General features: G+C 70.3%; 14 protein-coding genes and 1 riboswitch. Of the genes, 6 read left to right on the forward strand and 8 right to left on the reverse strand.

Annotated elements, in window-relative coordinates; genetic code table 11:
- Positions 1-50 precede the first annotated feature (50 nt).
- The 3 genes from AB0M92_RS28680 to AB0M92_RS28690 are packed head-to-tail and all read right to left on the reverse strand — an operon-like array spanning position 51 to position 2,126.
- Positions 51-1,247 carry a cystathionine gamma-lyase gene (locus tag AB0M92_RS28680; RefSeq protein WP_366105199.1) on the reverse strand — a complete coding sequence of 399 codons (1,197 nt, stop codon included), beginning with the start codon at positions 1,245-1,247 and terminating at the stop codon, positions 51-53.
- The gene (locus tag AB0M92_RS28685) at positions 1,244-1,735 is read right to left on the reverse strand and encodes a low molecular weight protein-tyrosine-phosphatase (RefSeq protein WP_366105200.1); all 492 of its coding nucleotides are present in this window, start codon (positions 1,733-1,735) and stop codon (positions 1,244-1,246) included. The genes AB0M92_RS28680 and AB0M92_RS28685 overlap by 4 nt, the downstream gene beginning before the upstream one ends.
- Positions 1,736-1,745: 10 nt before the next feature.
- A complete protein-coding gene (locus AB0M92_RS28690) occupies positions 1,746-2,126 on the reverse strand; it encodes a phage holin family protein (protein ID WP_366105201.1) in 381 nt (126 codons plus the stop codon).
- A gap of 89 nt (positions 2,127-2,215) precedes the next feature.
- Between AB0M92_RS28690 and AB0M92_RS28695 the strand changes: the two genes are divergently transcribed.
- The 4 genes from AB0M92_RS28695 to AB0M92_RS28710 all read left to right on the forward strand — a co-directional run bounded on the left by AB0M92_RS28695 (position 2,216) and on the right by AB0M92_RS28710 (position 4,535).
- Positions 2,216-2,533 (forward strand): cupin domain-containing protein, encoded by a 318-nt coding sequence (locus AB0M92_RS28695; protein WP_366105202.1) that lies wholly within the window; start codon positions 2,216-2,218, stop codon positions 2,531-2,533.
- Positions 2,534-2,697: 164 nt separating this feature from the next.
- Complete coding sequence (locus AB0M92_RS28700) at positions 2,698-2,916, forward strand: DUF5326 family protein (RefSeq protein WP_366105303.1); 219 nt, start codon at positions 2,698-2,700, stop codon at positions 2,914-2,916.
- A 301-nt stretch (positions 2,917-3,217) separates the two neighbouring features.
- Positions 3,218-3,988, forward strand: a complete 771-nt coding sequence (locus AB0M92_RS28705) for a helix-turn-helix domain-containing protein (protein ID WP_366105203.1) — start codon at positions 3,218-3,220, stop codon at positions 3,986-3,988.
- Positions 3,989-4,085: 97 nt separating this feature from the next.
- Positions 4,086-4,535 (forward strand): SsgA family sporulation/cell division regulator, encoded by a 450-nt coding sequence (locus tag AB0M92_RS28710; RefSeq protein WP_099890683.1) that lies wholly within the window; start codon positions 4,086-4,088, stop codon positions 4,533-4,535.
- A 76-nt stretch (positions 4,536-4,611) separates the two neighbouring features.
- On the opposite strand, the gene AB0M92_RS28715 is transcribed toward AB0M92_RS28710, so the two are convergent.
- On the reverse strand, positions 4,612-6,024 hold the full coding sequence (locus tag AB0M92_RS28715) for a YibE/F family protein (RefSeq protein ID WP_366105204.1): 1,413 nt from the start codon (positions 6,022-6,024) through the stop codon (positions 4,612-4,614).
- A gap of 72 nt (positions 6,025-6,096) precedes the next feature.
- Positions 6,097-6,242, forward strand: a riboswitch (TPP riboswitch).
- Between AB0M92_RS28715 and thiC the strand changes: the two genes are divergently transcribed.
- A complete protein-coding gene (thiC, locus tag AB0M92_RS28720) occupies positions 6,237-8,024 on the forward strand; it encodes a phosphomethylpyrimidine synthase ThiC (protein WP_366105205.1) in 1,788 nt (595 codons plus the stop codon). Its footprint overlaps the riboswitch before it by 6 nt.
- A gap of 103 nt (positions 8,025-8,127) precedes the next feature.
- On the opposite strand, the gene AB0M92_RS28725 is transcribed toward thiC, so the two are convergent.
- A complete protein-coding gene (locus AB0M92_RS28725) occupies positions 8,128-9,258 on the reverse strand; it encodes a glycosyltransferase (protein ID WP_366105206.1) in 1,131 nt (376 codons plus the stop codon).
- Positions 9,259-9,490: 232 nt separating this feature from the next.
- On the opposite strand from AB0M92_RS28725, the gene AB0M92_RS28730 reads away from it, so the two are divergent.
- Positions 9,491-10,453 (forward strand): hypothetical protein, encoded by a 963-nt coding sequence (locus tag AB0M92_RS28730; RefSeq protein WP_366105207.1) that lies wholly within the window; start codon positions 9,491-9,493, stop codon positions 10,451-10,453.
- 18 nt (positions 10,454-10,471) lie between these two features.
- Here AB0M92_RS28730 and AB0M92_RS28735 read toward each other — a convergent pair whose 3' ends face one another.
- From AB0M92_RS28735 to AB0M92_RS28745, 3 genes are all read right to left on the reverse strand, one after another.
- The gene (locus tag AB0M92_RS28735; RefSeq protein ID WP_366105208.1) at positions 10,472-11,305 is read right to left on the reverse strand and encodes a hypothetical protein; all 834 of its coding nucleotides are present in this window, start codon (positions 11,303-11,305) and stop codon (positions 10,472-10,474) included.
- A gap of 150 nt (positions 11,306-11,455) precedes the next feature.
- A complete protein-coding gene (locus AB0M92_RS28740) occupies positions 11,456-12,670 on the reverse strand; it encodes a metallophosphoesterase (protein ID WP_366105209.1) in 1,215 nt (404 codons plus the stop codon).
- Between the two features lie 230 nt (positions 12,671-12,900).
- Positions 12,901-14,016: a LacI family DNA-binding transcriptional regulator gene (locus AB0M92_RS28745; RefSeq protein ID WP_366105210.1), complete on the reverse strand. Its 1,116-nt coding sequence runs from the start codon at positions 14,014-14,016 to the stop codon at positions 12,901-12,903.
- Positions 14,017-14,121 lie beyond the last annotated feature (105 nt).

Consider the following 14,121-nt stretch of genomic DNA (forward strand, 5'->3'; position numbering starts at 1 on the left):
GAGCGGTCCGAGCCACTAGGGGGGAGGCTCGGACCGCTCTTGTTTCCGCTTCAGAGTCCCGCGCCCGCCGCGTCCAGCGCCCCCAGCACGTCCGCGACCAGGTCATCGGTGTCCTCGGCTCCCGCGGACAGGCGGATGAATCCCTCAGGGACGGGGTCGCCGCCCCACCGTCCGCGCCGCTCCGCCGTGGACCGTACGCCACCGAAGCTGGTGGCGTCTTCGACCAGGTGCAGGGCGGCCATGAACCGTTCGGCGTGCGCGCGGTCCGGCAGGGTGAAGGAGACCACGGAGCCGAAGCCCCGCATCTGCCGGGCGGCCGTCTTGTGCGACGGGTCCGCCGGCAGGCCGGGATAGCGCAGCCCGGTGACGTCCGCACGGTCGGTCAGCGCTTCGGCGACGGCCAGCGCGTTCGCCCACTGCCGCTGGGCCCGCAGCTGGATGGTGGCCAGGGAGCGGTGGGCCAGCCAGGCCTCCATCGGGCCCGGGATCGCGCCGATGATCTTGCGCCAGCGCCGGATGCCGGCCGCGAGCTCCGGGTCGCGGCAGACGACGTAGCCGAGCAGGAGGTCGCCGTGGCCGGTGAGACCCTTGGTGCCGCTGGCTACGGAGAAGTCCGCGCCGAGTTCCAGGGGCCGCTGACCGAGCGGGGTGGCGAGGGTGTTGTCGACGGCGACGAGGGTGCCGCCTGCGTGGGCGGCCTCGGCCAGGCGCGGGATGTCGCACACGTCGAGCCCGGGATTGGAAGGCGTCTCGATCCACAGCAGCCTCGCCCCGTCGAGGGCGGCGAGCTGCGCGTCCCCGGCGGTCGGGGCGGTGCGGACGTGGATCCCGTAGGCCTCCAACTGCTCGCGGACCAGAGGCAGCGCCTGGTAGCCGTCGTCGGGCAGGACGACGGTGTCGCCGGTACGGGCCTGGGAGAGGAGGACGGCGGAGACCGCGGCCATGCCGGAGGCGAAGACGACGGTGTGGACTCCGTCCTGGCCGGGTGCTTCGAGTTCCCCGATGGCCCGCTCCAGCAGGGTCCAGGTGGGGTTGGTGTCGCGTCCGTAGGTGTACGGGCCCTCCACGTCGCCGGGGAGGTGGAAGTGGGCGGCGAAGACGGGGCCGGGCAGGGGCGCTTCGTTCTTGACGGGCCGGGGCAGCCCGGCGCGTACGGCCCGGGTCCCTTCGCCGATCCCCTCCGCCCCGGCCGCCGCTGTCCGGGGCCCGGCTCCGGCCGTCGCGGCCCCGTCGGCGTGGTCGTTCATGCGGTGTGCTCCTTCACTGCCTCGCGTACGGCATCCAACAGGCCCGCGCTCGCCGCCTCGACGAGCTCCAGGCACTGCTCGAAACCATCGAGGGAGCCGTAGTAGGGATCCGGTACGTCGGCCTCCGCGGCTGTCGCCGCCGGGTCGTAGGAACGCAGCAGCCGCACCTTGGCGGCGTCTTCGGGCGTGGGCGCGAGCGCCCGCAGGTCCCGCAGGTGCCCGGCGTCGAGCGCGATGACCAGGTCGAGGCCGGCGAACCACGAGGCGCGGAACTGCCGGGCGCGGTGACCCTGCTCGTACCCGGCGGCCTCCAGGACGGTGACGGTGCGCGGATCGGCGCCGTCCCCCTCGTGCCAGCCGCCGGTGCCGGCGCTGTCCACCTCGACCAGGGCGTCGAGCCCGGCCTCGGCGACGCGGGCCCGGAAGACGGACTCGGCCATGGGGGAGCGGCAGATGTTGCCCGTGCAGACGAAGCACACGCGGTACATGGCGGCCGGCTCAGTTCTTGTCGGGCAGGGCCATGTTCACGGCCCAGGAGACGACGGAGATGATCAAGCCGCCCAGCAGCGCGGTCCAGAAATTGTCGACGTGGAAGCTGAGGTCGAGCTGCTTGGCCAGCCAGGAGGTCAGCATCAGCATCAGGGCGTTCACGACGAGGGTGAACAGTCCGAGGGTGAGGATGAACAGGGGAAGCGAGAAGAACTTCACCACGGGCTTGACGATCAAGTTGACCAGGCCGAAGACCAGGGCGACCAGAATCAAGCTGAGGGTCCGGCGGCCGAGGGAGCTGTGGTCGTCGAGCGTGATGCCGGCGAGCAGCCAGATGGCGACGGCCAGGGCAGCCGCGTTGGCGAGCGTCTTGACTACGAAATTCGTCATGTGTCTGATCGTGGCAGAGAAGATCCCGGTGGGACATCAGCAGATCAGCGGATGCCAGGGAACGCGAGAGAGCAAGGGGCACAACGACGATGAAGGCCTTCCGGCTGGACGAGCTTGAGGCGGAGCGGCTCGCGAACGACGGCGCCTATCTGCAGTTCCTGCGCGAACGGAACATGTCGGTCGGGCTGTACGCCCTCGACGCAGGCCAGAGCGACCCGCAGCAGCCGCACCGCCAGGACGAGGTGTACTTCGTGGTGAGCGGCCGGGGTTCGATCACGGTCGCGGAGGAGACGACGGCGGTGGCGCGCGGCAGCGTCGTCTACGTGCCCGCCGGGGTGGTGCACAAGTTCCATCACATCACCGAGGACCTGCGGGTATTGGTGGTGTTCTCCCCGCCGGAGGCCTGACCGGGCGGGCCTCGACCCAGGGTCGGACCCCCTGATTCCCCTAGGGGGCGGATCAGGGGAGTCCGAGGGCTCGCGGGCCCCCGGGCGGTTGAGCGGGCTCCTAGCATCGAGAGCAGGAAGTCACGGCTCAGGAAGCTCAGGAAGAGGTTGAGGACATGGACGGGATCCGACAGACATTCGCAGGCATGCCCTGGTGGGTCAAGTGGGTCGCGATCCCGCTTCTGGTGCTCTTCGTCTTCGGTGGTGTCATCACGAGCATCCTCGGTGCCCTCATCTCGTTCGCCTTCAAGCTGCTGCTCTTCGTCGCACTCGTCGGAGGCCTGATCTTCATCGTGAAGAAGTTCACCGGCGGCGGTGCGAAGTCCTCCTCGCGCGACTGGTAGGGCTCGGAGCCCGGACCGCCGGGCTTCGGGCCCCGGTCTTCGGGGCCCGGGCCGCGGGTCAATCCGGGGGATTAACCCGGGAGGGGGAACGTGGGGTGGCAAACCCCCCGCGCCCCGGCAATCGGCCGATAGGGTGGCAATCTGCGCCGTTCCCTGGGCACCGGACGCCGGTGGTACCGCCTTGAACTGCGGTTTTCTCCAGTGTCGGCCGAGTGCGACCCCCAGGAACCGCGGCGCGCGCGGGGGCGGCCCCCGCAGGGCGGGCCCTCCCCAGGCCCGCCGCCACGCCTGGGGGTGAGCTTTGTCTTCGGTTCACAATGCCGGTGTGCCGACGCTGATCGGTTCGGTGCAGCGCGCGTTGAGGCTGCTCGAAGCAGCGGGTTCCCACAGTGAGGGAGCCCCGGCGAAACAACTGGCGCGCGAAGCCGGGCTCCCGCTCCCCACCGCCTACCACCTGTTGCGCACCCTCACGCACGAGGGCTATCTGCGGCGCGAGGGCGGAGTGTTCGTGCTCGGCGCAGCCGCCGGGCGGCTGGCGGGCGGCGGACTGCAGCAGAAACGTCGCAGCATGATCCTCGACTCCCTCGCGCACTTCCGCGACGCGGTCGGGGCCCCCGTCTATTTCGCCGTGTTCCGCGAGGGCGAGATCGAGTTGGTGGGCGTCTCGGACACCCCGGCCAGCCCCGCCGTCGAGGAGTGGGCGGATTTCCGTGCGACCGGCCACGCGCACGCCATCGGGCAGTGCCTGCTGGCCCAACTCGATGAGAAGACGCGCAGGGACTACTACGAGCGGCACCCGGTCGAGGCCGTCACCCAGTACACCGTCCGGGACCAGAGCGCCCTCGAACATCGAATCGGCTCTCTCGGGCGCATGGAGCCGGTTACGGAGCGTCAGGAATATGCGCTGGGCACGGTGTGTGCAGCCATCCCCATCACCGCGGGCGATACCGCCGCAACCATGGCGATTTCTCTCCCTTTGCACCAGGAGAAACGGTTGCTGTATGTGGTCGATCGACTACGGAGTGAAGTAGGCGCGCTGTTGAGCACCCTCTCGTTCTCTATCAGTATCTGAAAACTCACTCCTTGTGATCTGCATGAGCTTCCACCACCCTTGTCAAGAGGGCCCTGGGGGATCATTCCTGGCCACTTCCACTACAGCGGGGTAGTCCATGCGCGAGTCGGTACAGGCAGAGGTCATGATGAGCTTCCTCGTTTCCGAGGAGCTCTCCTTCCGGATCCCGGTGGAACTCCGGTACGACACCCGGGACCCCTACGCAGTGCGTCTGACGTTCCACCTTCCCGGAGACGCCCCCGTGACCTGGGCGTTCGGCCGGGAGCTGCTCCTCGACGGCATCAACAAGCCGTGCGGTGACGGCGACGTGCACATCGCCCCCACCGATCCCGAGGAACTGTCCGACGTCCACATCCGGCTCCAGGTCGGCAGCGACCGGGCCCTGTTCCGCGCCGGTGCGGCGCCGCTCGTCGCGTTCCTCGACCGTACCGACCGGCTTGTTCCGCTCGGTCAGGAGCGAAACCTCGGCGACTTCGAGGAGAACCTCGACGAGGCGCTGGACCGGATCCTGGCCGAGTCCCGGCAGAACGAGCAGAACGCCGGCTGAGCGGGCGGACCCGACGAGCCGAGCCGGCCGACCGCACGCGCCGAGTCGCCCCGGGCCCCCGAGCCGCCCGGGCCGCTCAGCGCTTGCGCCGCCGGCCCCGGCCGCCGCGGACCGGCCCCGAGGCCGCCGCTCCGGCCGGGGAGCCCGGCCGGTCGGCGGACACCACCAGCGCCGCGAGCGCGGTGGTCACCGGGACCGAGGCGACCAGGCCGATCGACCCGACCAGAGTGCGTACGATCTCTTCCGCGACCAGTTCGCTGTTGGCCACCGAACCCATACTGCTGTTCGCGATCGAGAACAGCAGCAGCAGCGGAAGCGCTGCGCCCGCGTAGGCCAGCACCAGCGTGTTGACCACCGAGGCGATGTGGTCGCGGCCGATCCGGATGGCCGCGCGGTACAGGGCGCGGGGCCCCATCGACGAGTCGGCCTGGTGGAGTTCCCAGACCGCCGACGTCTGGGTGACCGTCACGTCGTCGAGCACGCCCAGCGATCCGATGATCACGCCCGCGAGCAGCAGACCGCTCATGTCGATGTCCGGGTAGAGCCCGTGGATGAGCCCGGTGTTGTCGTCGGTGTTGCCGCTGAGGAACGCCCAGTCGACGAATGCCGAGCCGAGCAGCCCGATCAGCAGCAGCGAGACGAGTGTGCCGAGGACGGCGACGGACGTACGAGCGCTCAGGCCATGGCACATGTACAGCGCGATGAGCATGATGGCGCTGGCTCCGACGACCGCGACGACCAGTGGGTTCGAGCCTTGGAGGATCGCCGGGAGGATGAACAGGGTCAGCACGCCGAAGCTGACGACCAGCGCGATCAGCGCGAACAGGCCCCGCATCCGTCCGACGACGACCACGGCCACGGCGAAGATGCCGGCCAGCACCGCCAGCGGGAGCTTGCGGTTCACGTCGACCACGGAGTACTGGAGGTCCCGGGGCGCGTCCGGCGCGTACGCGACGACGACCTCCTGGTCCTTCTCCAGTTGCCTTGGTGCGCCCGGCTGGACGATCTCGATGAACGTCCGGCCCTTGTCCGGACCGGTGCCGACCTCGATGGTGGCCTTCTTGCAGTCGCCGGTCTGCTGGGCCTGGGCCTCACGGCCCTCCGGGGTGGTGGCGTTCCCGGTGGTCGGCACCTGCGAGGCGTTCACCGATTTGCAGTCGACCTGTGCGAGCCCGACGACCCGGCCCTGCTGGGTCTGCCGGTCGAAGCCCACCCCGGAGCGCTCGTGGGCGGGCGCTCCGCCCGGCCAGAGAACCACCATGCCGACGAAGACGGCCACGGCGAAGGGGATCAGGACCGCCGCGATGACCTTGCGCAGGTGCTTCGAGACGGGAGCCGCCGGTCCGTGGCCGTGGGAATGACCGTGGGAGTGGCCCTGGGCCGGGATCTGGTCGTGCCGGTGGTCGTCGTGCCCGTGGCCCACATGCGCGTGGTCGCTGTGACCCGTGGGCTCGGTGGGCTGGGTGGGGGGCTGCGGCGAGGACGTCACCGGCAGATCATCGCAAGAGTTCAGGGGGCCCACTGTTCAGCACGCCACAAATGACGCTAGCGTGGGGGCACCTTTGCACAACGCGGGAGCTCGGAGCACCGGGCTGAGAGGGCGCTGATCACCGTACGCGCAGCACAGATGCGTACGGGAAGAGGCTGCGTCGACCGCCGAACCTGTTACCGGGTAATGCCGGCGTAGGGAGATCAGGTCTCATGACCATTCAGGACGCACGCACGCCTGCCGTCAGCCAGGACGACGCCGACCGGACCGAGCGCCAGCCGGGCTGGCACAAGGGCTACGTGGCGGGCTCCCGCCCCGACATCCGGGTGCCGGTCCGTCAGGTCCACCTCACCAACGGCAAGGACGTGACGCTCTACGACACGTCCGGGCCGTACACCGACCCTCAGATCGAGACCGACGTGCGGCGCGGCCTGCCGCCGCTGCGCGAGAACTGGATCATCAGCCGCGGCGACACCGAGGAGTACGCGGGCCGCCCCGCGCGCCCCGAGGACGACGGCATCAAGCACACCTCGCCCCGAGGTGGCCTCAAGAACCTCGACGCGGTCTTCCCGGGGCGTCCGCGCCAGCCCCGCCGGGGCCGGGACGGCGCCGCCGTCACGCAGCTCGCGTACGCCCGCCGCGGTGAGATCACCCCGGAGATGGAGTACGTCGCGATCCGCGAGAACGTCTCCCCCGAGGTCGTCCGTGAGGAGATCGCCGCAGGTCGCGCGGTGCTTCCCGCGAACGTGAACCACCCCGAGATCGAGCCGATGATCATCGGTAAGCGATTCCTGGTGAAGGTCAACGCCAACATCGGCAACTCCGCGGTCACCTCCTCCATCGAGGAGGAGGTCGACAAGATGACCTGGGCGACCAAGTGGGGCGCCGACACGGTCATGGACCTCTCGACCGGCCGCAACATCCACACCACCCGCGAGTGGGTGCTGCGCAACTCCCCGGTCCCGATCGGCACCGTGCCGCTGTACCAGGCGCTGGAGAAGGTCGACGGCCGCGCCGAGGACCTGACCTGGGAGATCTACAAGGACACGGTCATCGAGCAGGCGGAGCAGGGCGTCGACTACATGACGGTCCACGCCGGCGTGCTGCTCCCGTACGTGCCGCTGACCGCCCGCCGCAAGACCGGCATCGTCTCCCGCGGCGGTTCGATCATGGCCGCCTGGTGCCTGGCGCACCACAAGGAGAACTTCCTCTACACGAACTTCGAGGAGCTCTGCGAGATCCTCGCGACGTACGACGTCACGTACTCGCTCGGCGACGGCCTGCGCCCCGGCTCCATCGCGGACGCCAACGACGCAGCGCAGTTCGCGGAGCTGAAGACGCTGGGCGAGCTGAACACGATCGCCAAGCGGCACAACGTGCAGACCATGATCGAGGGCCCGGGCCACGTCCCGATGCACAAGATCAAGGAGAACATCGACCTCCAGCAGGAGATCTGCGAGGAGGCGCCGTTCTACACGCTCGGCCCGCTGACCACGGACGTCGCCCCGGCGTACGACCACATCACCTCGGGCATCGGCGCCGCGATGATCGCCTGGTGGGGCACCGCGATGCTCTGCTACGTCACGCCGAAGGAGCACCTGGGCCTGCCCAACCGTGACGACGTGAAGACCGGCGTCATCACGTACAAGATCGCCGCTCACGCGGCCGACCTGGCCAAGGGCCACCCGGGCGCCCAGGAATGGGACGACGCCCTGTCGGACGCGCGGTTCGAGTTCCGCTGGGAGGACCAGTTCAACCTGGCCCTCGACCCGGACACGGCCCGCGAGTTCCACGACGAGACGCTCCCGGCCGAACCGGCCAAGACCGCGCACTTCTGCTCGATGTGCGGTCCGAAGTTCTGCTCGATGAAGATCTCCCAGGACATCCGCCGTGAGCACGGCGGCGACCTGAAGGCCGATGAGATCGAGGCGGGCATGGCGGAGAAGTCCGCCGAGTTCGCCGCGAGCGGGAACCGGGTCTACCTCCCGCTGGCGGACTGACCCGCCCATGACGGCCGGCGCTGCTCTGGGGAGGATGAGGGGGCTTCCCAGAGCAGTGTCCCGGCATGCGCCCGCACGGACGCACGCCGCGCGGCGGTGGGGGTCAGACCTTCGCGTCGCGCGATGTTTCACGTGAAACAGGGACGGCCGGCCCGCTGCGGGCCACCGCGAAACCGCGATTGGCCTCTGTCTGGCGACGATACGGCTCGGGCAGGTCGGGCAGGGCCAGCAGTCGGTCGCAGGCGCGCAGTGAGGCTTGCACGTCCCCCACCCAGTACGCGGTGATGGAGTGCTCGAAGAGCAGCCCCCACCGGTACACCCATGGCTGGACGAACAGCAGGTCCGGAGGGACCGGGCGGTCCAGCACCGCCGAGGTGATCGCGTGGGCCGTGTGGTGGCGCCCCAGCACCCTGAGCCTGGAGGCGAGTTCGTAGCAGGCTTCCAGCCGGGTGGGCCGGGACTCCCAGGCCTGCGAAAGGGCGTCCATGGCGGCGGGCCAGTCGCCGGACTCGGCGCTCAGGACTCCGGCCTGGAGCAGCGCGTAGTAGGCCTCCTCGGCCCAGCCGCCCATGGCTGCGCGGCGTCGGTAGAGCCGGATCGCCGCGGCGGTGTCGCCCATGTCCCGCATCGTCTGGGCGAGGTAGAAGACCGTCCTGGTGTTGGAGGGGTCCTTTTCGAGTTCGGCGCCGAGCAAGCGGGCATCACGTTCGAACTTGTCGTGCCGGGAGCCCCCGTCCGCGTGGTCTTCGATGAACAGCGCGTCGAGGTTCTCCTGGAATCCGGGACGCTCGTCGTACTCCCCGGGGGCGTCGCAGGTCAGGTACTCGTGGGTGACGCCCTCGTACCGCCAGGGGAGGTCACCCCGGACCAGCCGCTTGATGCGGTACTCCGTCGTGCCCTCGTGGCGCAACATGTACGACTGCGCGGTGAGCGGGGGCAGCGGGCCGGTGCGGCGCAGGACGAGGTCGGCGTCGAGGAGGAGCAGGTAGTCGGCCTTGCCGCGGGCATGCGCGATGTTGAGACTGCGATTGTGCCCGAAGTCGGTCCAGGGTTCCTCGTGGAGCTCGCCGGGGATGCCGCGCAGGGCGCTCCGGATCAGCTCCTGGGTGCCGTCGGTGGACCCGGTGTCGGAGATGACCCAGGTATCGATGAGGTCCCGTACCGAGTCGAGGCAGCGCTCGATGACGGCGGACTCGTTCTTCACGATCATGCAGAGGCAGATGGTCGGCTTCACGGCCGCTGACCCTAGGGACGGGGCCGGGCGGCCCGTGGGCGCCGCGCCGGGGTGCGGCCCCGGGTGGCTCCCTCCTGCACCGCCAAGTGGCTGCGCGCGCTGGTCCGATTTGCTGACAGGCGGGCGCGGCGAGGTGGCGCACGGGGCACCGGTCTTCAGGATGACCCGCGGGTCCGGTCACCTGTCCGGACTCCGAGCGATCATTCGATCCGGTGTGTGCGAGGAGCGGTACATGAGTTCTGAGGACAGGGCCCGATCCATCCTGGGGCCCCTGCCCCGAAGGGCCGGCTGGCTGGCGGGAGGCACCTTCGCCTCCGTCGCGCTGGTTCTGGCGAGCATTGCGGCCCCGGCCGCGGCTGGCGCCACGCAGCCGACGGGGACGGTGGTGACCGGTGGTGGTGGTGACCACTGCAAGCAGCGCCCCAACAAGAAGGCGATGAGCCCGGCCGGGCAGTCGGGGAACGACAAGTGCAAGTCCGGCACGCCCGGACCGAGGGGTCCGCGCGGCCCCAAGGGCCACACCGGAGCAACCGGCCCGACCGGTCCGACGGGTTCCACGGGTGCCACGGGTTCAACCGGCCCGACGGGCGCGACCGGCTCCACGGGTGCCACGGGCCCCACCGGCCCGGCGACCGGCGTGACCGGTCCGACGGGCCCCACGGGATCGATGGGCATTCCGGGTCTGACCGGCTCCACCGGCGCGACGGGCTCCACGGGCCCGACGGGCCCCACGGGTGCCACCGGCGCCACGGGCCCGACCGGCGCGAGGGGTGCCAGCGGTCAGTGCTTCGACGTGGACTCGATCCGTCCCGCAGCCTCGCGTGAGGTCAAGGCGGTCCTCTCCGAAACGATCACCTACGCGGGCATCCGCGACCTGACGCCCAACCGCACCAACTGGCGCTGGTACGACCTCACCGACACCGGAGAGACCTACCCGACCGACGCATGCGCCGTGTCGGTCTCCTCCCAGGCCAACATCGTCAACATCGAGGTGCTGACGACCGGGGGCGACATTTGGGAGACCACCTGCACCATCGACCCCGGTACCCCGGACGCACTCGTCTGCAACGAGGTGTGGACGCAGGCAAACCCGCAGCCTGCTCCGGGAGCCAACGGTGTCGTCACTCCTCTGGCGCGGTTCTCGCACCAGCTGACCAAGGAGGACATGAACCTGCGCCCCAAGGAGATCAAGTAGCGGCGGTCCAGGCCGCCGTCACTGCGAGCCGCCGTCCGGGCTCGTGAAGTCCGGGCTCGTGAAGTCCGGTGGGCTGTAGCCGGGTCGGGGGCCCTGTGAAGGTGACCCCGGGCTGGTGAAGTCGGGCCGGGTGTATCCCAGGTTGGGGATGCGCCCGGCCTTCGGCGTGTGCGGGACCGGGTACGCCGGCCCCGCGCTCGGGTCGGCCAGCGCGTCCCGCAGGAACGGCAGGATGCCCCGCTCCAGCAGGGCCCGCCGCCACGCCTCTCGGGCCCGCGCGACCTCGTCGGACATCGCCTCCGCCCCGTCCTCGGCCACCACCTCGGTCGCCCGGTTGCGGACGGCCGTCACCAGCAGCCCGATCACCGCGAACAGCAGCGAGACCACGGTCAGTGCGCCGAAGAGCCAACCGGCCGTCAGCATCGTGTCGGCGAAGGCCGGTTCGGGCTCGATCGCCTTCAGGACGTATCCCACCAGCAGGAATATCAGCATCGCCGTGCCCGCCAGGACCGGCGCGAGCACCGCGACCACGGCACTGACACCCGCGCCGTCTTCGTCCTCGCCCTCGCCCTGCGGCCCGGTACCCCGGTCCACGGTCGAACCGGGGGCCGACAGGACCTCGTCGCGCCGCTCTCCGCGGAGTTTCACGTAGTGGTCGTACTCGGCCGCGGCCGCCGTCGTCAGCAGCGCGCTGGCCCCGATGGCCATCGTGCGCAGCTGCTCGGCGTTCAGGCGCTCACCGAGGGCGGCGAGCTCGGGCCGTTCGCGCGCGGTGCGCAGCGCCTCGTCGAGGAGCCGATCGAACTCGGGTCGGTCTTCGGTCAGCAGGTGCGGAGCGCTGTTCATGTGCATCCCCCGATGCTCCGTAGGGACCGGTTTGCCCGCGTAGACCCGGGCGCCGGCACAAACGGAGGAGAGCCTGCTACGGATAGGGCGATGGTAGAGCGCCCATGCCACGCCGTGACAGGGGCTTTCCCGAAATTACCCCCCTTCTGATAACCCTCAGTCGTTCAAGGGGAGTTGCACGACCAGCAGTTTGCCCGCCATCGTGACCCCGCCGTCCATCGCGATGGCGAGCCCCTCCGCGTACACGTGCGGCCCGTTCACGGCCTCCGGGCCGCGCGACGCGTCGCCGTCCTCGGTGCCCACCTCGCCCAGCAGGTACGGGATCGGGCTGTGCCCGTGCACGACGCGGCCGCCGCCGTAGGTGTCGAGGAGTTCGCGCACGGCCTGGGGGCCGGTCTCCTCGTCGCGGAACGCGAACCGCTTGGTGAACTTGCGGAACAGGTCCCAGGTGATGTCGGCGTCGTTGCGGTTGAGCAGCTCGTGGATGGTGTCGTTGACGTCTTCCACGGAGTCGCCGTAGTCGAGGTAGGCGGTGGTATCGGAATGGAGGAGCAGGTGCCCGTCCTCCAGCACGGCCGCGTCCAGCCGCTGCATCCACTGCAGGTGCACGTCCTCCAGGCGCTCCATGTCGGTGCGCTGGCCGCCGTTGAGGAGCCAGGCGGCCTGGAAGGTGGCGGTGCCCGCCCCGGAGGCGACCGGGGTGTCGCCGAACCGCTTGGCACCGATGAGCAGCAGTTCGTGATTGCCCATGAGGGCCTTGCAGTAGCCGCCGACGGCGGCCGCCTCGGCGGACAGCCGCATCACCAGGTCGATGACGCCGATGCCGTCGGGGCCGCGGTCGGTGAAGTCGCCGAGGAACCAGAGGCGCGCGTTGCCGGCCGACCAGCGGCAGTCGGCGTCGATGAGGCCCTGTGCCTGGAGTTCGTGGACGAGCTCGTCCAGATAGCCGTGGACGTCGCCGACGACGTACAGCGGTCCGGGGCCCGCGGCCTGGGGCTCCTGCGGAACGTACTGGACCTGGACGGTGTCGCCCGGTCCGCCGCGGCCGATGACCGGCAGATCGCGCTGGGTGGGGGTGTAGTCCGCGTCGTAGACCTCGTCGGTCCCGTCCTCGTCGGCCGGGGCCGGTCCCCCGGGGGCGGGCGCCTGGCCCACGGGCGGCTGCGGGGGCACGGAGGGCTGGGGCGGCACGGACGGCGGAGGGGGCGGGAGAGCGCCCTCCGCGTAGTACGCGGGGTACTCGCCGTACACCGGGGCCTCTTCGGGAAGCGCGCCGGGCACGCCGTACGGGACGGGCTCGGCGACCGGAACCCGGAAGTCCCGCAGCGTCTCCGTCCGCATAGCGGGTCCCTGACCGGCCCCCTGAGTCATCGACCCCTCCACCACCGTCGCGCTGCCGTACACCTGCGGACCCTCTTGCCTCCTGGGCGGAGGGTCCGTGATGTCGTGCGCCCATCATAGGAATGCGGCTCGCGCTCTGTGACGCACCAGGGGTGGTGAATCCTGGGCGGAACCAGTAGTTCCTGCCACTTTCTCCCGAAATGGGTGTTGCGGAAATCCCCGGCGGGACCGTCAGCCCCGCCGGTATCGCGCCGCGGCGGTCAGTCCGTGGCCGGAGAACGAGGCGGACTGACGGTCGTACGGGGCTGCCTGCGCTGCGAGGAAGTGCGGATGATCAGCTCGGTCGGGACCACCTGTTCGACCGGGCGACCGGTGTCGACCCCCTCGATGGCATCGATCAGCAGCTGTACGACGGCGGTGCCGATGCGGCGAGGTTTGAGGGAGAGGGTGGTGATGGGCGGTTCGGTGTTGGCGTACACGGTGGACTCGCTGCAGCAGACGAGCAGCAGGTCCTCGGGAACGCGCAGGCCGTAGCGCCGGGCGGCGGCGAGCAGATCGGTCCCGTTGGGGTCGAAGAGCCCGTAGACGGCGTCGGGCCGGTCGGGCCGGGCGAGCAGGCGGTCCGCGGCGACGGCGCCCGCGCACGGGTCGTGGGCGGGGTAGGACTCGTAGACGGGGTCCTGGCCGACGCGCTCGCACCAGTTGAGGTAGGCGGTGGTCGACAGCCGGGTGTAGGTGTCCGTGGTGGTGCCGGTCAGCAGCCCGATCCGGCGGGCGCCGGCGGCGGCGAGGTGGTCGAGCAGGTTGAGTACGGCGGCCTCGTGGTCGTTGTCGACCCAGGCGGTGACGGGGAGGGAGCCTGCCGGGCGGCCGTCGGAGACGACGGGGAGGCCCTGGCGGACCAGTTCGCTGACGACGGGATCGTGGTCGGAGGGGTCGATGACGACGGTGCCGTCGAGGGCCACGTTGGACCACACGTCGTGTCGGGAGGTGGCGGGCAGGATGACGAGGGCGTAGCCGCGGGCGAGCGCGGCGGAGGTGGCGGCCCTGGCCATCTCGGCGAAGTACGCGAATTCGGTGAAGGTGAAAGGTTCATCCCCGTACGTGGTCACGGTCAGGCCGATGAGGCCCGACTTGCCCGTACGGAGGGTGCGGGCCGCGGCGGAAGGGCGGTAGCCCAGCCGGTCGGCGACCTCGCGAACGTGGCGGCGGGTGGCGTCCGGCAGCCGCCCCTTGCCATTGAGCGCGTCGGAGACGGTCGTGATCGAGACGCCCGCCGCGGCGGCCACGTCCCTGATGCCGGCCCGGCCCTGTCGGCCGGCGGCCCGCCGGGTGGTCTCGGTCCGGCTCACCTGATGCTTCCCTGCTGCTGTCATGGCGAGCCGATAGTAGGGCTCGGTGGGGTGGGTGGTCCGGATGCATATGCACGCGTTGACAGGCACGATTCTGCATGGTTCGCCACCCCCAATGACCTTGGAAAT

The sequence above is a fragment of the Streptomyces sp. NPDC051582 genome (assembly GCF_040681715.1).
GTDB lineage: Bacteria > Actinomycetota > Actinomycetes > Streptomycetales > Streptomycetaceae > Streptomyces.